Consider the following 19408-nt stretch of genomic DNA (forward strand, 5'->3'; position numbering starts at 1 on the left):
TGCTCTGATCATGCGCGACACCGACAGCCCCTTGCCCTCACTTCCGGCCGACGACCCGATCGGGTTGCAGTCCTTCGCCGTCTTGCTGCGCCGGATGAACGCAGAGTTCAATCGCATCGCGCAGGAGTTCGCCCACTCCCAGGGCCTTCACCTCACTGACGTCCAGGCCCTCATCGCCGTTCTGGACGCGGCCGACGGCGAAGAGGCCGGCCCCATGACTCCGGGTCGGCTCCGCAAACAGATGAACCTCACATCCGGCGCCATGACCGCATGCCTGGACCGACTGGAGAAGGCCGGCCATATCCGCCGCGTCCGGGCAGTCGACGACCGCCGGGTGGTCCACCTGCACTACGCCGAAGCAGCCAAGCAGGTCGCCCGGGAGTACTTCCGCCCACTGGCTCACGGCACGGACGACGCCCGCAAGCACTTCACCAGCGAAGAACTCCACGTGGTGGTGCGCTTCCTCGCCGAAATGAACCGACAGCTCGCCCTCGTGGGGCGATGAACCCCCGCCCGGGCGGCACACCCGCTGGTCTGCGGGGGAGTGTCAGCTGGTCCTCGTCATCTGAGCGTCAGTGGCGCAGGCCCAGCGCCCTGGAGGTGGCCACTGGCGATGAATGCTCACCCGTTGCTGACACGGACGGCGAAAGGCCGTGTCGCTTACATCCCGACCGCCATCTCGGGCCCCGGCACACCTGCTGAAGGGCTTCGCCCTGGGCCCTGTCGTCAAGGTCCTGTCGGGCCTGCGACGCCCGGCACCGCACCTGATCCCCCCGACTCCGTCCGGGGGGACCCCAGGCTGTTGTCGGGGCGCCCGAGTACGTCCCGTACACGGGCGCTCTTCTGCCCTGCGATGCTTCCCCTCGGCCCTGCGGGCCTGGGGGCCTGGGGAGACCCCATGGCGCCGGACGCCGCCGGCTCGGCCGACGCCGCTTTGACGACAGGACCGAGCTCTTGGCTGAAGGGTCCAGGGCCTGTGGGCCGCGGCCCGTGCGAGACCGAACATGCGGGTGGGGGATCCCGCGTCCCGGTGAGCCAGGTGGTGAACTCGGCCGCCCGCGCCCCGATGGGCAGGGCTCGTTGCAGACCCTCGCGGCCAGGAGGACCCGGGCCGCGCGGGTCTGCGCTGCTGTCCGCCTGCGCGGACGATCTCGTCCAGAGCCGGGAACACACCCGCGCGGGGCCGGATCCCGGCCCCGCGCGGGAAACGGACACGCCGCGGGGAGGGTTCGGCGCGGTCCGCGCAGCGGCGGGACCGGCAGCGCTCAGCCCGGTAGGCGCACCGTCATCTCCACCGTCACGTCGTCCCCCGCCACCAGCCCGAGCGGCGTTCGGACAGCGTTCTTGACGGGCAGCAAGTACCCGCCCTCCCTCGGGAAGAGCGACGTCTCGAAGGTGACTTCGCCGATGCTGGCCTCGACGGGGACCACTCCCCAGCCGTAGGTGGCCGCCGAAGCCACCTGTCGTACGTCGGCGGACGGCTCTTCCGGCACGGGGACGAAGTAGAAGGGCGCAGGTCCACGCCACTCGATCACCTGACTGGCGAAGACCATGCGCATGAGGGCAGTTCTCTCCTGGGAGGGTGGCGGGAGGCGTGCTGGTTCCGCTCACCCTACGCGGCGGCCACCCGTTGCCCGGCTACCCGTTGCTCGGCTACCCGTTGCTCTGGCGCCGGTTCCTCGAAAGCCCCATGCCCGGACGCCGGTTGGACTTGCCGCCCGAGCCTGTCGCTTCCGTGCGGAGCCCGGCCCCCCGGGGCGCGACCGACCGCCCCGAGGCCGTCGATCCAGCGGTCCCCACCCACTGCTCCCTCTCGTACGCAGGCCGTCCCGTCCTGCTCGCGGCGGCTCCGGTCCCGGTCGGCGCGGACGCCGAGGCCTTGCTGTCGCCCGCCACGACGCCGTGGACGACCGCCAGCACGCGGCGGTGGCGATAGCCGAGTACCCCGCCCGAACCGGCCGGGTCAAACCGCGGAGCGGTGCCTGCCCGGCGTGTGGCCGAAGACGTTGCGGAACGCGTCGATGAACGCCCCGGTCGTGGACCAGCCGCACCGATGCGCCACGGCCGTCACCGTCTGCCCCTCCGCGAGCAGGATCAGGGCCTGGTGCAGGCGCAGTTGGGTGCGCCACTGCGAGAAGGACATGCCCATGTCGGAGGCGAACAGGCGGGTCAGCGTACGCGCGCTCGCCCCCACCTCCCGCCCCAGCGCGTCCAGGGTCCGGCCATCGGCGGGGTCGGCGGTCAGGATCTCGCAGAGCCGGCGCAGTCGTGGCTCGGTCGGGGAGGCCAGGTGCAGGGGTTGCTGCGGTGAGAGGACCAGCCGATCGAGGAGGACGTCGAGCAGGCGCCCGCGCTCGGGTCCCCGTGACTCCGGTTCCCGCGTGTAGGCCAGGATCAACTCCCGCAGCAACCCGTCCACGTTGAGGACCATGGGCCGGTCCGATGCCAGTACCTTGCGGGAAGCCGGGAGGCCGATCAGGTGCAGGTCGGTCGTGCCGTGCGCGCGGTGCCCGTGGACCGTGCCGGCCGGCACCCAGATGGCCCGGTTGGCCGGAGCCACCCACGTGCCGAGTCCGGTGGTCACGGTGAGGACGCCCCGGGCCGCGTAGACGATCTGGTGGTCGTCGTGCTGGTGCGGGTCGATGTCCGCTCCGGAGGCCATCCACTGGACCCGGGTCGGGGCGATCGGCTCATGGCGGATTTCACGCATTGATTGGCAGTTTATTGGAAGTGCGACACGAGGTGGGGTTGTGACGATGGCACGGTGCCCACGAACACACCCCAGAACCTCCGCACTTCCACCCGCCCACCCCGCAACCGCGCCATCACCCTCCTCGCCGTCGGACACGCCTGCGTCGACGTCTACCAGGGCGCCGTCGCAGCCCTCATCCCCTTCTTCGTCGCCGAACGGGCCTACACCTACGCTGCCGCCTCCGGCATCGTGCTCGCCGCCTCCCTGCTCTCCTCCGTGGCCCAACCCCTCTTCGGTGCCCTCACCGACCGCAAGCCCCTGCCCTGGCTGCTCCCCGTCAGCACGCTCGTCGGCGGCCTCGGCATCGCACTCAGCGGCCTCGGCGACTCCTACGCCCTGACCCTGCTCTTCGTAGCGGTGTCGGGCATCGGCGTCGCCGCCTACCACCCCGAATCCGCCCGCATCGCACGTACGGCTTCCAGGGGCAGCCACACCGCCATGAGCTGGTTCTCCCTCGGCGGCAACCTCGGCTTCGCGTTCTCGCCCGCACTGGTCGCCCTCGTCGTCGGCTTCGGCGGCCTGACGATGTCCCCGCTGCTCCTGCTGCCCGCGCTCGCCGGCAGCGTGCTGTGCCTGCCCGCCCTGCGGATCGTCCAACAAGGACAGGACATCACTCCCGGCACGGCGCACCGCACCCTGGCCCCCACCCCCGCGGACGACCGCCGGTCCTTCCTCCGCCTCACCCTCGGCGTGATCTGCCGCTCCGTGGTCTTCATAGGACTCAGCACCTTCATCTCCCTCCACATGGCCCAGAGCACCGGGTGGGGGCCGACCGCCGGCACTGCGGCCCTCGTGGTCCTCTACCTCGGCGGAGCCATCGGCACCGTCCTGGGCGGCCGGCTCGCCGAACGATGGGACCGGGTCACGGTCATCCGGCGCTCCTACCTCCTGACCGTCCTTGCCGTCGCGGGCGTCGCCCTGGCTCCCGGCCCGCTCGGTTACCCCTTCGTCGCCCTCGCCTCCGCCGGCCTCTACGTGCCCTTCTCGCTCCAGGTCACCCTCGCCCAGGACTACCTGCCCAACCACGTCGGAACGGCCGGCGGCATCACGCTCGGCCTCACCGTCAGCGTCGGCGGCATCGCCGCACCGGCCATCGGACTCCTCGCCGACGCCACCAGCCTGCGTACCGCCCTCATCCCGCTCATCGCGATGCCCGCCCTGAGCTGGCTCGCCTTCCGGGGCCTACCCGAACCGGCCGCGACCATCGGGCCGGCCCACCGCACCACCCCCGTCGACCCTCCCTCGGAGAAAGCGGAGTCACCATGACCGCGAAGGGAACCTACGGCGCGCCCCGGGACGCGGCCTTCGTATCTGGAAGGCCGTTCCGCCGGGTGCGGTCGTCGGCTTCGCCCGCTGCGACGCCCAGTGCGGCGTGGTCGCTGTGCAGGGGGTGCTGGGAGTACTGGGAGTACTGAGGGGTACTGGGGGGTACTTGGGGGCGGCTATTGCCCGGTTTCACATGGGCGGGTCCGGCCGTCCGGGTCGGGGTGCTGGGGGCAGGTGATGAAGCCCTCGAACCGTTTCTCCGCCTCTTCATCGGACAGGTCGCCGCCGATGGCGTGCCACCGTGAGAACTTCGCGGCGAAGACCAGCCGGATGCAGAAGGCCTCGGACATGTGGGTGACCACGGCGAAAGCACCGGTCTCGGCAGGGTCTTCGTACGGGCCGAGTTCAGCGGTCAGGCGCCGCAGTACCGGGACTACGGCCCCCTCCTCCAGCCAGCACTTCCGAACGGCTGCGACCGTGCGCTGTCGCTTCGCGCGGTAGGCGGTCTCCTGCGCCGAGTCCTCCGGCACACCGACTGCCCTCGCGTTCTTCCGGCACAGCCGGGCCTCGGCACCCATGTGCTGCAGTCGCGCCTCGCGGTCATGATCGCTCTTCGCCGGCTCCGCCTGCATGAGCCCTCCCCCTGCTATCGATCCGGCGCCCCCGGGTCGGCCGCCCCGCCCACACATTCTCACCGGCAGGGAGGAGGAACGCGAGCAGGACCCACGCCGCGCCCGTGCACCGGCAGCAGACCGTGGCGCCCGCTGCCCGCTGGCTCACTGCCTGCTCGCGCGGTGCGCCGTCTTCGTGAGCCGGCTGTCCGGCGCGATGCGCCCAGCCGGCGGCTGGGCGCGTCGTGTCACTCGGTCGTGCGGGTGCCGCGGGCCGTCTCAGTTGCCGATGCCGGAGGTGCCGACGCCTGAGTTGCCGATGCCGTGGCTGCCGATGCCCGTGTTTGCGATGCCTGCGTTGCCCAGCCCCCAGTTGGCGATGCCGGCGTTTCCTACACCGTTGTTGAAGGCGCCGGCGTTTCCTACGCCGTCGTTGAAGACACCGGCGTTCCCTACGCCGTGGTTGCCGATGCCTGAGCTGCCCAGGCCGTCGGCGCTGGCCGCGCCGGCGCCGACGGCGGCCAGCATTGCTGCGGTGCCCAGTGCGGTCGCCACACGAAGAAGAGTCGTACGCATCGTTACATACCTCCTGCTTAGTGGATCTTTGCGCTTATATCCTTAACATGCGAGCAGGTCATATATGGGGAGAAATGCCCGAATCTGGCGTGCCGTCCAGAGGCTTCGCCCGACGGTGCGTGCGGGCCGCTGGTCGACGGCCCGGGGAGCCTGCTCTCCGGTGGGCCGGATGGAGTCGGCCGACGACTGATCATGATCGACCTTGTCGGGATGCTCTGCGCCTCTCGGGCCCGCAGGCTCGCCAGTTGCCCCGGTCGCGGGCGGTGAGCCGTGGTTGCGCAGTTGGGTCGGAGATCTCTTCGTGTGGGACGGTGTCGACCTGCCGCAAGGTGCGATATGTGCGCGAATTACACACGTTAGTGCGAAGAATTCCGCAGAACGGTTGTTACTTGATCAACTAGCCCGGGCGGGTGAGGCGGGGGAGAAGTGCGCCCGGTAGTGCGCCGGAGCACGCCGCGCCGTGGGCGCCGTGCGTGGGGCGGGTGGGTGTAGCGGTCAGTGAATGTCAGGGGCACGTTCGGGAGAAGTGCGTGCGGTGTGCAGGCGAGTGTGACGGATATGTCCGTGTCCGGTAACCGGCGTCGGTGGGGGCTGCGGTGGGGTCCGTGTCGGGTCGAGAGTGTGGCCACGGCTCACCCCGAGCCACCCCCGCAACTGCCTTTACCATCCTGTTTCGGCTGGTGGGGCACTGTTCTTGAGGGAGCGTCACCCATGTCTTCTGCTTCTTCCTCCGTACGTCGTATTGCCGCCACGGTCCTGGCCGCCGGCGCCATCGTCTCTGCCGCCGCGCTGCCGGCGTCCGCCGCGGACGGGGACCGTCACCACCAGCGGCCGCGGGTGGAGATCAGCCGGGTCCAGGCCGACAGCCCCGGACGCGACGACCACTCGAACCGCTCCCTGAACAACGAGTGGGTGGAGATCACCAACACCACCCGCAACGCCATCAACCTCCGCGGCTGGACCCTGCGCGACAGCGACGGCAACCGCTACCGCTTCGACAACGTCCGCCTCGCCTCCCGTGCCACCATCCGCATCCACACCGGCAACGGCCGCGACACCCGCACCGACCTCTTCCAGGACCGCCGCGAGTACATCTGGGGCAACCGCGCCGACACCGCCACCCTGCGCGACGACCGCGGCCGCACCGTCGACACCGAAACCTGGGGCCGCCGCTAACCACCACCCCCACCACCACGACCACGCGCAGGCCGCGCATCGCGCCGCGGAACCTGCGTGACATGACCCACCCGCAGCCGGACCACACGGCCACCAGCCACTGACCGGCACGCGAGCACGGGCCGTCGCCCCGACCGGGCGACGGCCCACACTGCTGCCCTCAACAGGCGGTCCCCTGTCCGGCTTTGTTCACCAGATCCGGTTCCGGCCGACGTCGGCAGAGCGGGCGGTGCCGACGCCGGCGCAGTGGGCGCACGCACGCACACGGCACGCAGGGCCCCGTCCGGACTCTGCCCACCAGTACCACCTGATGCGCGAGGCTCCCGGAGCGCCGTCAGAGACCCTTGGCACTCTCGCGGGGGTCGGTGGCGGTGATCTGCTCGACGAAGCGCCGTACCTGTTCCTCGACGGGCTCCTGCACGGACACGGACATGATGTGCCAGCGGTACGCACCGCCTTCGCCGAACTGGCCGGTGACGAAGGGCATGACTACTTCCGCAGACTCTCCCCGCTCTTGAACGCGGATGCCGTGCACGAACGGCTGGCAGTCCCACCGCTCGTACCAGTCGGTTGCGGCGATCCGGTGGGCCAGGAGACGGGCCGCCGTGTCCACGGGCTCCTCCCAGCTGTGGTCAACTACGAGCCGAGCCGGTTCGGCGTCGTACTGCGCGGCGTCGAAGCGGACCTCGGGAGGGACGGGCACCCGGATGTCGTTGGTGTTCTCCCAGCTCACCCACTCGACGTGATCGTCACGACGCCGGATGGTGACGAACACCCCTCCACAGCAACCGGTTTCGCAGTCGTTGTTAGACAACTCGACACGGCGAGGTGCGCGAGCGGCCCACAGCGGCCACGTCTCCGACGAACCGAGCCACGTCTCCTGGTAGCAGCTTGAATCGCCGTCGGGATGCATCTCCTCCAGCACGTCCCGGCCGTCGATCAAAGGACGTACGCCCGCCCCCTTCATGAACGCCCGCGGATGCGGAAGGACTGGACGGAGAGCAAGGACGCTTACAGGCCCGACGTGTTCCATGCCGCCCGTGATCGGCGATCGGGAGCGCCAGATCAGATTCCCCTCGGTGGGCCCCGGCCTCACCTCGCTCGACGTGGGTCCAACCCCGTCTCGTCCGTCTGAGCGCGTCCGTATGGGGCGGGAACGGAGCGTGATCTTCAGTGTCCGCAGCGTCGAAGGGCGGGGGCAGGGGATCAAGGGCGTCCTATCCGGACCTTAAGGGACAGATAACAGCGAGCCCGCAGCCCCTCAGAGGCCCGTTCCGGCCGCAAACCGTGCTTAGGGTCACGGGTGTTGACCAAGACACTTTCGATGCTGCCGCTGCACCGGCGGATCGGCTTTACCAAGAGGTTTCTGATGTCCCGAAAGCGAATTGCCCTGGCCTGCGCGGCCGCGATCGTCGGGGTCTGCTCCGTCGTCATCCCCGTGGCCGCCAACGCGGGAGAGGAAAAGGACGGCTTCAGCGCCGCCTGCCGCGTCGCGGACCAGGCCACCGTGTGGTGGGCGTCCGGCGAGGTCTCCCTGGCCAACAAGGGAGACCGGCCCGTACGGGACTGGACCGCCGAGTTCGACGTGTCGCAGGGGCAAGTCACCCTCGACAACCCCTGGGCGTACGAACTCCGCCAGGCCGGCAAGCACGTCACCATCAAGCCGATCGCCGACCGCGCCGACGTGGCCGCCAAGGGCAACCGGACCGTCAAGGTCGGGATCAACCCCGCCGGCAAGGGCATGCCCAAGATCACCGGATGCAAGGTGAACGGCGCGTCGGGCAACGGAAGCGACACCGGCACGAACACGGCCGTCCCCGCCGACAGCGGCTCCTTCGTCAAGGACGACACCGCCGTCCACCTGATGTGGAAGCCGCCCGCCGGCGGCGCCGAAGTCGTGCGCTACGAAGTCTTCCAGGACGGCAAGCAGGTCAAGACCGTCAAGGACACGATGACCGACATCGAGCGCCTGGCCCCCGCCACCCGCTACGCGTTCAAGGTCCGCGCCGTCCGCGCCGACGGCCGCACCACCGGCTTCAGCAAGGACATCGTGCTCACCACCCTCGCGGCGCCCGGCCAGGACAAGGCGAAGCCGGTCATCCCCGCGGACCTGGAGGCGACGGCCTCCGGCCCGTACCAGGCCGCCCTGCGCTGGCGCGCGGCGACCGACGACGTCGCCGTCACCGGCTACCGGATCTACCGCAACGGCGCGAAGGTCCAGGAGGCGGACGCCAAGGCCACCTCGGCCACCGTCTCCGGCCTGACCGCGAGCACCGCCTACCGCTTCAAGGTCACCGCTGTCGACGCCTCCGGCAAGGAGTCCGACCCGACCCGCGAAGCACAGGTGACGACCACCGCGGCCCCCGACGGCAACGGCGGCACCGCCGCCCCCGGCGACTTCGCCGCCACCACCGCCACCAAGCAGGACGGCGGTGTCACCCAGCACTACCTGAACCTCACCTGGGCCGTCCCGCAGGGCGTCGGCCAGATCACCACCTACCAGGTCTACCTGAACGGCAAGCCCGCCCAGACCTTCATGTGGGGCACGGGCGACCCGGTGCTGCCGATCCCCACGACGAAGGGCTCCCGCGAGGTGCTCGTCGGCGCCCACCCCGGCTCCACGTACACCGTGAAGATCCGGGCGCGCCTCGGCGACGGCACGTGGGGCGCGTTCTCCCGCGAGCTGACCGTGAAGACGGGCAGCTGACCGCTCGCCTGCAGCCCCACGCGCAAGACCGACCCCATGACCAGGAGCATCCCCCTCATGAGTACGACCCGCCCCACCGCCACGACTTCCCCCGCCCCGGCACGACCCCCGGCCCACCGCGCCGTCCTCCTGCGCCTCACCGCGCTCGTGGCCCTCCCCCTCGCCGTGACCACCCTCGGCTCGGCGCCCGCCTCCGCACACGGCTCCACCGCCGACCCGGTCAGTCGCAGCGTGGCCTGCACCAAGAACCCGAAGGCGAGCGAGGCCTGCCGGCTGGCCCTCGCCCAGAGCCCCGGCATCCCCGGCGACTGGAAGTCGATCGTCCAGGGCCGCGCCATCGACCACAGCACCCCGACCTCCTCCCCGCAGCACCGCGCCCGCATACCCGACGGCAAGCTGTGCAGCGCCGGCAACGCACAGTTCTCCGGCCTGGACCTGCCGCGGGACGACTTCCCCTCGACGACACTGCCCGGCGGCGCCGAGTACGACCTCCGCTACGACATCAGCGCGCTGCACAACCCGTACCGCATGGAGATGTACGTCACCAAGGACGGCTACGACCCGAAGAAGCCGCTGAAGTGGTCCGACCTGGAAGACACCCCCTTCCTCAGTGCCGACAACACCGCGGCCACCGCGGCAGCCTCGGGCTTCCTCGGCGCGAAGGCGTTCACGTTCAAGACGGTGCTCCCCGAAAAGAAGGGCAAGCACCTGATCTACACGATCTGGCACGGGCTGAAGCGGCCCGACGGCTCCTTCCAGAGCGAGGAGGCCTTCTACTCCTGCTCGGACGTCACCTTCAAGTAGGCCGACGCCGGCAGGCCCCGCACCCCGAGCCCGGGCACCCCCTTCCCCGGGCTCGGGGGCTCAGCCGCCTCTCTCGGCGCGGGCTCGTACGGGCCCGTCGCCGCGGCGGGAAATCAGCACGACGAGCCTGCCCCCCGGCACACCGTGCCGAGTCGGCCCGGCAGTGACCGACGAGTCCCTCGGCACCGATGATCCCGCCGCCCGGGGCACCCCAGGGGTACCGGAAGTCCGCCGAGGCAGGCGCCTCGGCAACCCGACCCCGGCCGAAGCCGCCCCCGCCCACCCGCAACAGACCCCGCCCACCCGGAGCACGGGACGTGCATGCCGAGCGGCAGCTCCCCATCCGCACCCCGCCCTGCCCCCCCCCGCCCCGTACACGGCAGGACCGCGGAACGGCCGCGGAATTTTCGTCCAAGACAAGAGCCCCCGACTCCAGCGAGCCTGGGGGCATGCCCAGAGACGACGCGGGGGACGCGCCCCCGGAGCGCACTGCTCACAACCGCTGGGAGATCGCCCGCCCCCTGGGCATGGCCTCTCTCGACGGAGTACGGATGGCCGGGTTCCGGGACCGTACGGGCAGCAGGCTGGACATGCGGGTGCTGCCGCAGCCCGCCGTGATCGTCGTCATCGGGCTCGGAGCCGACCCGATCACGGTGGAGAGCGCCTCCGGCCACCAGCCACTGAGAGGACTCGTTGCCTCCCTGTCACCACGTCCGGCCCGCATCCGCGGGCAGGGCGTCGAATGCGTCGAGGTGGCGCTGTCGCCCCGGACCGCCTACGCCATGCTGGGCGTGTCCCCACGCGAACTGGACGGCTCCATCACCGGACTCGAGGACCTCTGGGGGCGGCACGCTCGGCTCCTGCGCGAGCAGTTGGCCGACACCGCATCCTGGCAGGAACGCCTCGCCCTCACGGACGGATTCCTCAGGCGCAGGGCCGCCGGAGCCCCGCCCATGGCGGCCGAAGTCGCCGCCGCCTGGGACGCCATCGTGGCAGGGCGCGGCCGAGTACGGGTCGGCGACCTCGCCGCGTCCTGCGGATGGAGCCGCAAGCGGCTCTGGGCCAGGTTCAGCGCCCAGGTCGGCCTGACCCCCAAGCGCGCCGCCATGCTGGTCCGCTTCGACCACGCCGCTCGGGCGCTCCTCGCCGGCGAGCGCGCCGGCGACGTTGCCGTGGCCTGCGGATATGCCGACCAGCCTCATCTTCACCGCGACGTCCAGGCCCTCGCCGGGTGCACGCCCGGTGCACTGGCCGGCCTGACCGCGTCCACCGAGCCCTGACTCGTCCGCATCCAGACCGATCGGTGATCGGTCGACCCGAAGGAAGGAAACAAAGCCCGTGAAGAACACCGAGGTCCGAGCAGCACAGACGGCGGCAGGCCGGGAGCTCGTCGTCCGGCTCGCGTTCGGGAGCATGGCCGCGCACACCCTGCGCGCGGCGGTCCGCCTGGACGTCGTGGAACTGATCGGCGACGGACCGCGCACAGCCGCCGAGGTGGCCGTCGGAGCCGGAACCGCGCACCAGCCCATGACCCGCCTGCTGCGCGCCCTGACCGCCCTCGGCCTGCTCGTGGAAGACACTCCCGACACGTTCTCGGTGACCCCGGCGGGCGCGCTCCTCGGCCCCGGTCACCCCGACTCCCTCGCGTCGTTCGTCCGCATGTTCACCGATCCGGCGATCGTGCGCGCCTGGGAGCACCTGGAGACCAGCGTCCGTACGGGAGAGATCGCGTTCGATTCCGTCTTCGGCACGGACTTCTTCAGCCATCTCGCCCGCCACCCCGAACTCTCCACGGACTTCAACGCGGCAATGAGCCAGGTCGTCTCCGAGACCGCCGCCGTCCTGCCGCGAGCCTTCGACTTCAGCCGGTTCGCCTCCGTCACGGACGTCGGTGGAGGCAACGGCACCCTGCTGGCCGCCGTCCTCGAAACGCACCCGGGTCTCGCAGGCGTGCTCTTCGATACTGCCGACGGCCTCGCAGGGGCTGCGCAGACACTGGCACGGCACGGGCTGGAGGACCGCTGCTCCCTCATTGCCGGGGACTTCTTCCAATCGGTCCCGCAGGGCTCGGACGTGTACCTCGTGAAGAGCATCCTGCACGACTGGACGGACGCCCAGGCGGTCACGATCCTGCGCCACTGCCGTCAAGTGCTGCCACCTGGTGGCGTGGTCCTGATCGTGGAGCCCGTGCTTCCCGAATTCGTCAGCACGGAAGACGAGGGCACCTACCTGAGCGACCTCAACATGATGGTGAACGTCGGCGGTAGGGAACGCACCCGCGCGGACTTCGAGGAGGTGTGCCGCCGGGCGGCCCTGCGCGTCACGTCGGTCACCCCGCTCGCGGACGCCGCCCCGTATTCCCTGATCGAGGTCGTGGCCGACTGACCACGACCGCGCGCCGAGCACCTGGTGAAAGCGCGGCGCGCACGGCGAGGCTTCGGCCCGCGGAGCGTGCTACTGCGGCCCCGGCCGGGGGTCTCTGGAGTGGGGTGCCTCGTGCGTGCGCGGCACACCTCCGGCACTTCCGACACCTGTCCCCGACGCGATCCGCGCACCCCTGTCCGCCCGCCTACTCATTGAGGTGCTCAGCAAGGTACGGACGAACGTGCTCAGGTTGGCGGCCGTCAAAGCGCCGCCTTGTGAGGGAGAAGAGGAAACCTCGGGGCAGAAACACCTGGCCGGCGAGCCGGAGAGCCCCGATGATCGACGGCGGCTCGCGCCAACGCAGCCGGGGCGGAATGGGAATGGTCTCCGGAACACGCGGTTTTCCCCGGACCTCAGCCAGGGACACCGGTCATCGTCGGCCTGGACGTCGTTGCGCATGCCGACGGGAGCGACCAGATGGAGTTCCTGCTCCAGGTCGTGTGGACAGACCCGGGCCGGCTCGCGGTCGACGCGGCGGTGAACGTGGCCTGCTGGTGCGACACCGATCACGCCAGCCACGACGTCGATGTCTTCAGCCGTGCCGTCGCTGATCTGGCCTTGCTTCCCCGCTGCTGGAAGCTGCCCGCGGGCTGAGCCAGGAGTGGATCCGGGGGAAGCAGGGGTAGCACCCCGCCGCTTCGTGGTTGCCCCGCCCCGAAAGGGCTGTCGGGCGGCGAGCAGTATGTGTGAAACTCCCTCTGAATGATCACTCAGGGGGAGTCTCGCGTTGAACGCGTTGTTGAAGAGGGTGTGGTTCGGGCTGGCCGCGACCTTGATCGTGAGTCTGGCCGCCGTGGCCCTGCCGGACCACATCCAGATAGAGGACGACGGGCGCATCCACCTGGGCGCGCCCGCACCCACGCCGTCCCCGTCCACGGCGGCGCCCACACCGGAGTCCACGGCACCGCCCCTCACCCGGGATGCCGTGGACGAGGTGATCCGGACCGCGGTCGCCGCCGCGGGCCTCGACCCGGCGCAGGGCCACCCGAGCGTCGCGGCCGACGCCAACTCGAAAAGGACGGGCTGGACGGCCGTACGTGAGAAGGCCACCGCACCGTCGGAGATGAACGCGATCTGCACCGACCTGGAGCGCCAGGGCTGGACGCTGAACCCGAACCCGCAGGGCGACCGCCCCGATGCCTCCCGCAGCTACAAGCGCGGGGGCTGGTACCTGCTGGTCAGCACGCGCGGAAAGACTCAGGCACCGTCCACCACCTCCGCCTTGACCGACTCGCAGAGCTCCCTGAACCTGACCGGGATCCAGCTGAACCTCTCCGACATCCCCCTCCCCGAGATCACCGTCCGCATCGGCTGACCCCTCCGCATCGCCGGCCAGCACTTCGCCGGTTCCGGGGCTGCACGAGGCGGGAGCGATCAGCATCTCGGAGACCGCTCCGCCACAGTGCGTCAGTAGCCGGTGCCGCGCTTGACCTGGGTCCGCTCGATGCTGTGGGTCGCTCCCTTGTCGTCCAGCGTGCGACATGCGTCGGCGATGTCCTGGGTCAGGCGGTCGATCTGTTCGCGACTCAGGGTCTCCTTGACCAGGGCGCGCAGGATCTTCACCCGTTCGGCGTTGGGTGGGAGGGTGTATGCCGGCACCATCCAGCCTCGCTCGGCCGAGAGCTGCCAGGCGATGTCGGACTCGTCGTAGGCGTGCTTGCCGGCGAGACGGAAAGCGACCAGCGGCAGCTGTTCAAGGTCGCTCCCGATCACTTCGAAGCGGCCGCTGTTGCGCAGGTTGTCCGCCAGCGTGCGGGCGTTCTCCTGCATCGCCTTCATGACGTAGGTGTAGCCCTGGCGACCGAGCCGCACAAAGTTGTAGTACTGCGCGAGCACCATCGATGCACCGGTGGAGAAGTTCAGCGTGAACGTCGCGTCGGTCTTGCCCAGGTAGTTCTCGTAGAAGACGAGGTCCTTGGCGAGGTCGGCCTCTTCGCGGAAGACCAGCCATCCGATGCCGGGGTAGACCAGCCCGTACTTGTGTCCCGACACGTTGATCGAACGGACCTGCTCAAGCTGGAAGTCCCATTTCGAGTCGGGGTAGAGGAAGGGCCAAACGAATGCGCCGCTGGCGCCGTCGACATGGATCGGAATGTCGAGGTCCCGCTTCTTGCGAACGTCCCGCAGGAGCTCGTCGATCCCGACGACATCGTCCTTGTGGCCGGTGAACGTGGTGCCGAGGACGGCGACGACGCCGATCGTGTTCTCGTCGAGGTGGGGCTCCACGTCCTCCGGGCCGATCGTGTACTTGTCCTCGGCAAGCGGCACGATCCGCGGCTCGACGTCGAAGTAGCGGCAGAACTTCTCCCACACGACGTGGACGTCACCCCCGAAAACCAGGTTGGGCCGGTCGATCGAAAGGCCGGCTGCCTGGCGGCGCTCGCGCCACTTCCACTTCAATGACAGCGCGCCGAGCATGATCGCCTCGGATGAGCCCTGGGTCCGACATCCGGTCGTCCTGCCGGGCGCGTGGAAGAGGTCCGCGAGCATGCGCACGCAGCGCTGCTCGATCTCGGCGGAAATGGGGTACTCCGCATGGTCGATGAAATTGCGGTGAAGGTTCTCGGCGATCAGCCGTTTGGCCTCCGGCTCCATCCACGTGGTGACGAACGTGGCGAGGTTGCGCTGCGGGTCGCCCTCCATGGCGAGATCCACATCCACGAGCCTCATCGCGTCCGTCGCGGCCATGCCTTCCTCGGGGAAGGTCTCCGAGGGAGCGGGCACCGTCAGGAATCGGTTGCCGAACAGAGCCGAGTCGTCGCGCTTGGTCATGCTTCGATTCAACAGCGCCGGAGCCTGCCGCGGTCGAGGGACACACCGGGCGGCCGGCGCGGCGCTGTCAGCGACACCATCCCAGACGGGCCAGGCGCCGCGCGCCGAGGAAGACGGAGTACGCCCGCCGGCCGGCTGGGGGCGGGACCTTCCACGGGGGAAGCGACGACTGGTCTGCGAGGCCGCCCTTGACGACGAGGACGCGGCCGCCGCCTTGGCGGAGAGGCGGCCGGTACTCACCCCGGCCACTGAGGGCACGTGGGGCGGTGGCCCCGTCTGACCGTCAGCCGGATTCGGCTCCCGGCGGCCTGAGCGGATGCGATGAAGTGCCCTGCTGTTCCCGCACCGCCCACGCTGGTGGTGAGATCGGACGGGGGAAGGACCAGCACCAGCACCCGGCCCCGCCGTGACCGCTTGGTCTTCGGCGGCGGCTCGCTGCGGCCGGCCTGCTCGGCGGTTCCGCCGTTGCCCAGCGCGGCCCGGCCGGTGCGGGTCGGGCATGACGCGGCCGGTCGGACGGGGACGGCCGCGGGTCGGGGGTGGGGCGGTAATGGGATGTGGGCATGGCAAGATGCGAGGCATGATCATCCGAAAGGCCCATGCCTCGTAACACCCCTGGCCGACTTCGACACGAGTCGTCTCATCACAGCCGACAGTCCCGCCCCCGGGCAGAGTCTGCGTCCCTCGGGGACTCCCCGGCCTTCGCACCCGAATCCGCCAGCGGACAGGCGCACCGTGACCTGCTCATCCCGGCCGAGCTGTACGAGGCTTGGGGCCCCCTGGCCTCTTTGCTCTACGATCGCTCGCCGGGCAGCCGACGATCGTTGATGTATGTCAAGTGCACTCGGCTGATGCGGGCGAGCCAGTTCAGCCTCTGGATACGTCTACGACAGCTGCTCGCCGAGCGCGGGCTGACCATCTCCAGCGCCGTCCTCGTCCATCTCTTCCCTGACGGTCCGGAAGCGGAGACCGGTGTCGTTCTGTCGGACGGCGGTCGCGTCTACGCGTTCGACCTCGCCTACGACCGGATGAGGGAGGGAAGCGACCGCGACGCCGTGATCGAGCGCTGGCAGGACATCACCAGCCACTGGCAGGCCCACCCTCTGCGTTCCGAGATCGCAGATGCGTTCGTTTGGCGTCCCCCGGCCCAACGTACGTACCTTGACCTTGCATAGGAGACAACTCGGGCCAGACGTACTGCAGGTCGGCGAGGGCTTCAGGGTGAGCAGCGGCTCCTTGGCCGCCAGGCCGTCGAGCCGGCGGACGAGTTCGGCGAGGAGCCCGGTGAGTTCCTCGGGGAGTTGGACGGCCAGCCGCGCGAGCAGCTGCTTCGCAGGACCGCCGATGCCGACGCCGGAGCGATTCAGGGCCGAACTGAGGGTGCTGCTCAGGTGCTGATCCTGAGCTCCAGCACGGGAACGCGCAGGCGGGCTGGATGGGCAGACCTAGACTGAGCTGCGGGAACACGGCGGGGGAGCGAAGTCATGGAGCTGGGTGGACGTGTCAGCGATTCGGTGGAACCTCCTCTGATCGCCGCTGTTCGTGCGGGGGACGTGTTCGTGGTGAAGAGGCTTCTGGAAGAGGACGGGGACTACGACGAGCGGACAACGGCGTTCGGCGTGGCTGTCCAGGCGTTCCGCGGGGGCATCGCCGAACTGCTGCTCAACCGCGGTGCCGATGCCGGCCAGTGCGCGCCGGACGAACTGCTGTCCCTGCGCGAGGCGGTCGATTCGGGCTCGCCCGCGCTGGTCGAGGCGCTCCTGGACCACGGCATCCGGGATAGGTACCCCGCGTCCGAGCTGCTGGAGATGCGGGATCTCGCGCGAAGCTGGCACGAGGCGGGGGCCGAAGCCGAACTGCGGCGCCGCACCGGCTCCCAGGACGAGCTCGTCGGTACCAGGGTCCAGGACGACGAGTACTACACAGTCGGCGAGCTCACTCTCGGCGGAATGACCGTACGGGACGGGCACGGGGCGATCCTCACACACCTCGAGGAGCTGCTCGGCATCAGCTCCTCGTGCGAGGAGCTGATAGCACGGGCGTTGGACCACGACCACGACCACACCGCGTGGGCACGGGCCACCGTTCTGCTGGCTCATCGACGTGACCATGAGACCTGGACGGCCGCCACGGCCCTTCGCGCTCATACGAACCCGTCCCACCGGTTGTTCGGTGCCGAGCTGATGCGGCTGATCGAACTCTTCTCCGACAGCCTCGAGGACGAGCTCGCGGTCCTCGCCGTGGACGCCCTCACCGACTGGTCGGCCGAGGAGACGGACATCGCCGTCCTCACAGAGGTGCTGCACGGCCTTGATTCGTACGCCGGACCGCGCGCCGAGGCGGCCCTCCTGGCTCACGCCGGCCACCTCGATGCCGGTGTCCGGCGCGCGGTGGCCAACGGGCTCGGCACGCGCTTGGAGTCCACGTACCTGTCCGACGAAGCTCGTGAGGCACTTCTGGCGCTCATGACCGACCCCGATACAGACGTACGGATCGCGGCCTGCTGCAAAGCCGGCGAGACCAGGAACGGCGATCCCGCCCTGACTGACGCCATGGCGGCTCTCCTCCACCACCCGGAGCGCCGGGTCCAGCTTGCTGCCGTGTACGGTCTTGCCCTTCACGACGACGAGCGGTGCGCGGAAGGAGCAGACCGTCTGGGCCCGCCGCGGCCCGGCTACCGTGACGAGGAGATGGCCTACCTCGACGTGGCGTGGCGGTACCAGTGGCGCCGCGACGGCATCTGACGTCAGCCTCAGCCCGTCAGGTGCCCCGGAGCCGGGAACACCGCACGGTTCGAATGACGCTCCCCGCCAGCCTGTTCACCGGAACGCACCCGTGCGAGTGGACACCGTAGGACGCGGACGGAGGCCTCTCCGCCCACCTGCCCGGCACCTCTCCGCTCGCGCGCTCCACCGGCCCCGGCCAGCGCCTTTGCGCCACCGTGCCCGCGCGCCGGCTCAACGCACACGGCAATCCCATCCGCGCTGCCCGCAACACCGCACTCACCCAACTAGCCCAAGACCTTCCTCCAGCCGTACTGGCCCCCCCTCCTCGGCCTTCGCGTCGTGACCGCCACACCATGGCCCTGCTGCACCGCAACAGACCGGACCGCCTACCTGGAAGCCCCGCACGCCGCAACCCCACAGCTGATCCCCGTCTGCCCGTCGCGGCGATGCGGGCACGAACCGGACGCGGGTGGTTGCGGCCGGACGGATCTCCAGGCGTTCGGGCCGAAACGTCCATCGCGCCCTGAGCCGTCAGCAGGCGCGTGCAGCGGGCGGCCTCCTGTGGGCTGGGCCCCCTGGGTGTCCGGCATCTCGCGAAGGGCCCGCACGGGAAAAGCCGAGTGCGGACGTGGGGCTCTGTGTCTACGATCCGACCGCGCGGTACCCACCGGCCAAGACTGGCGACTTCTTGAGAGCAGGAACGATGGAGATCATCTTTCGGAAGCTTCCGGACAACCGGCACGATCTCGAAGTTCGGGACCGGCGGGGCCCGGACGTGCGTCTGATGTCCCAGGCGACCGGTCCGACCATGCCCCACGACCTCGTGCACGCAGCTGTCGAGAGCGCGCTCGCGATCACCGACGGATTTTGGGGAGCGACGGCGCGAGGGGCCACCTTCGAGGGATTCGAAACGACGGCCCCGACCCGCCACCGCCGGTCGGGCCTGAAGGTCCTGCGGCGCGGCGGCGACGCGGTGATGCGTGCCGAGCTCTGCGTCAACTGGGCCTACCGCGTCTGGTCCGGGCTGAGCACGGAGGGCAGGGGAGTGGGCCGGAGCCCCCTCGACGACCGGCAGGTCGCCCTGGCCTGCGCGGCGCTCGACCGCGCCTCGGAGCGCTGGGCCGAGGTGGCAGAGGGCGAAACCCTCACCTGGCACTGGTAAGGACCGGGGCGCGACGCCGGGCGCAGCCCCGAGCGCCGTCCTATGGATCGATAGAAGGTCGCACGGCAAGACCATCAACCAGGCTGCTTGAAAAGGACCTCCGACCGGCAGCCGAACAGGCCCTGTCACAGAGTCCACGGGGTCCTTCGGCTACGGACGCGGTGCCGGTTCACCAGGAGGTCCCCGCTCGTCCATGGCCGTCGGCGGGGGCGGGCTGCGCGCGGTGCAGGCCTGGACCGGTCCGCACACGGGGCCTGCCCACCGCCCCCCAGCGCGCCGCCTGCTTACCCAAGCCAGCTGCACGAGCCATGTCTTCGAGTCACCAGGGCGATGTCCCGGATCGTCCGGTCCCGATGCGGACGGCAATCCGCAACCCGTCACACATGCACACATGTACACACGTACACACGGCCGTCCGGCCGGGATCACCCC

18 protein-coding genes are annotated in these 19408 nt (G+C 70.0%); 12 read left to right on the forward strand and 6 right to left on the reverse strand.

Translation table 11 applies throughout. From position 1 onward, the window contains the following. The first annotated feature begins 10 nt into the window (after positions 1-10). Positions 11-505 carry a MarR family winged helix-turn-helix transcriptional regulator gene (locus OG594_RS22510; RefSeq protein ID WP_266601777.1) on the forward strand — a complete coding sequence of 165 codons (495 nt, stop codon included), beginning with the start codon at positions 11-13 and terminating at the stop codon, positions 503-505. Positions 506-1265: 760 nt separating this feature from the next. Here OG594_RS22510 and OG594_RS22515 read toward each other — a convergent pair. Continuing rightward, a complete protein-coding gene (locus tag OG594_RS22515) occupies positions 1266-1559 on the reverse strand; it encodes a DUF1905 domain-containing protein (RefSeq protein WP_266601779.1) in 294 nt (97 codons plus the stop codon). Between the two features lie 404 nt (positions 1560-1963). Continuing rightward, complete coding sequence (locus OG594_RS22520) at positions 1964-2710, reverse strand: helix-turn-helix domain-containing protein (protein WP_266601781.1); 747 nt, start codon at positions 2708-2710, stop codon at positions 1964-1966. Positions 2711-2764: 54 nt separating this feature from the next. On the opposite strand from OG594_RS22520, the gene OG594_RS22525 reads away from it, so the two are divergent. After that, on the forward strand, positions 2765-4018 hold the full coding sequence (locus tag OG594_RS22525; RefSeq protein WP_266601783.1) for an MFS transporter: 1254 nt from the start codon (positions 2765-2767) through the stop codon (positions 4016-4018). Positions 4019-4194: 176 nt separating this feature from the next. Here the strand turns inward: OG594_RS22525 and OG594_RS22530 are convergent, their stop codons facing one another. Beyond that, positions 4195-4650, reverse strand: coding sequence for a hypothetical protein (locus tag OG594_RS22530; RefSeq protein ID WP_266601785.1), 456 nt, complete (start codon positions 4648-4650; stop codon positions 4195-4197). Positions 4651-4908: 258 nt separating this feature from the next. After that, positions 4909-5184 (reverse strand): hypothetical protein, encoded by a 276-nt coding sequence (locus OG594_RS22535; RefSeq protein ID WP_266601787.1) that lies wholly within the window; start codon positions 5182-5184, stop codon positions 4909-4911. 732 nt (positions 5185-5916) lie between these two features. Between OG594_RS22535 and OG594_RS22540 the strand changes: the two genes are divergently transcribed. Further along, complete coding sequence (locus tag OG594_RS22540) at positions 5917-6381, forward strand: lamin tail domain-containing protein (protein ID WP_323185272.1); 465 nt, start codon at positions 5917-5919, stop codon at positions 6379-6381. A 334-nt stretch (positions 6382-6715) separates the two neighbouring features. On the opposite strand, the gene OG594_RS22545 is transcribed toward OG594_RS22540, so the two are convergent. Beyond that, positions 6716-7156 carry a hypothetical protein gene (locus OG594_RS22545; RefSeq protein WP_266601789.1) on the reverse strand — a complete coding sequence of 147 codons (441 nt, stop codon included), beginning with the start codon at positions 7154-7156 and terminating at the stop codon, positions 6716-6718. A 594-nt stretch (positions 7157-7750) separates the two neighbouring features. Between OG594_RS22545 and OG594_RS22550 the strand changes: the two genes are divergently transcribed. The 6 genes from OG594_RS22550 to OG594_RS22575 all read left to right on the forward strand — a co-directional run bounded on the left by OG594_RS22550 (position 7751) and on the right by OG594_RS22575 (position 13631). Continuing rightward, positions 7751-9088, forward strand: coding sequence for a fibronectin type III domain-containing protein (locus tag OG594_RS22550; protein WP_266601790.1), 1338 nt, complete (start codon positions 7751-7753; stop codon positions 9086-9088). Between the two features lie 57 nt (positions 9089-9145). Next, a complete protein-coding gene (locus OG594_RS22555) occupies positions 9146-9892 on the forward strand; it encodes a lytic polysaccharide monooxygenase (RefSeq protein ID WP_266601792.1) in 747 nt (248 codons plus the stop codon). A gap of 449 nt (positions 9893-10341) precedes the next feature. Further along, on the forward strand, positions 10342-11172 hold the full coding sequence (locus OG594_RS22560; RefSeq protein ID WP_266601794.1) for a helix-turn-helix transcriptional regulator: 831 nt from the start codon (positions 10342-10344) through the stop codon (positions 11170-11172). A 58-nt stretch (positions 11173-11230) separates the two neighbouring features. Next, on the forward strand, positions 11231-12277 hold the full coding sequence (locus OG594_RS22565; RefSeq protein ID WP_266601796.1) for a methyltransferase: 1047 nt from the start codon (positions 11231-11233) through the stop codon (positions 12275-12277). A gap of 456 nt (positions 12278-12733) precedes the next feature. Further along, positions 12734-12910 (forward strand): hypothetical protein, encoded by a 177-nt coding sequence (locus OG594_RS22570; RefSeq protein ID WP_266601798.1) that lies wholly within the window; start codon positions 12734-12736, stop codon positions 12908-12910. Between the two features lie 133 nt (positions 12911-13043). Next, positions 13044-13631 (forward strand): hypothetical protein, encoded by a 588-nt coding sequence (locus OG594_RS22575; protein WP_266601800.1) that lies wholly within the window; start codon positions 13044-13046, stop codon positions 13629-13631. Between the two features lie 92 nt (positions 13632-13723). Here OG594_RS22575 and OG594_RS22580 read toward each other — a convergent pair whose 3' ends face one another. Beyond that, positions 13724-15328 (reverse strand): glutamate decarboxylase, encoded by a 1605-nt coding sequence (locus tag OG594_RS22580; RefSeq protein WP_266601802.1) that lies wholly within the window; start codon positions 15326-15328, stop codon positions 13724-13726. A gap of 611 nt (positions 15329-15939) precedes the next feature. Between OG594_RS22580 and OG594_RS22585 the strand changes: the two genes are divergently transcribed. The 3 genes from OG594_RS22585 to OG594_RS22595 all read left to right on the forward strand — a co-directional run bounded on the left by OG594_RS22585 (position 15940) and on the right by OG594_RS22595 (position 18976). Continuing rightward, the gene (locus OG594_RS22585; RefSeq protein ID WP_266601804.1) at positions 15940-16263 is read left to right on the forward strand and encodes a hypothetical protein; all 324 of its coding nucleotides are present in this window, start codon (positions 15940-15942) and stop codon (positions 16261-16263) included. 384 nt (positions 16264-16647) lie between these two features. Further along, positions 16648-17832, forward strand: a complete 1185-nt coding sequence (locus OG594_RS22590; protein WP_266601806.1) for a HEAT repeat domain-containing protein — start codon at positions 16648-16650, stop codon at positions 17830-17832. Positions 17833-18517: 685 nt separating this feature from the next. Next, positions 18518-18976, forward strand: coding sequence for a hypothetical protein (locus tag OG594_RS22595; protein ID WP_266601808.1), 459 nt, complete (start codon positions 18518-18520; stop codon positions 18974-18976). The last annotated feature ends 432 nt before the right edge of the window (positions 18977-19408 follow it).

This window comes from Streptomyces sp. NBC_01214 (assembly GCF_026340975.1).
GTDB lineage: Bacteria > Actinomycetota > Actinomycetes > Streptomycetales > Streptomycetaceae > Streptomyces.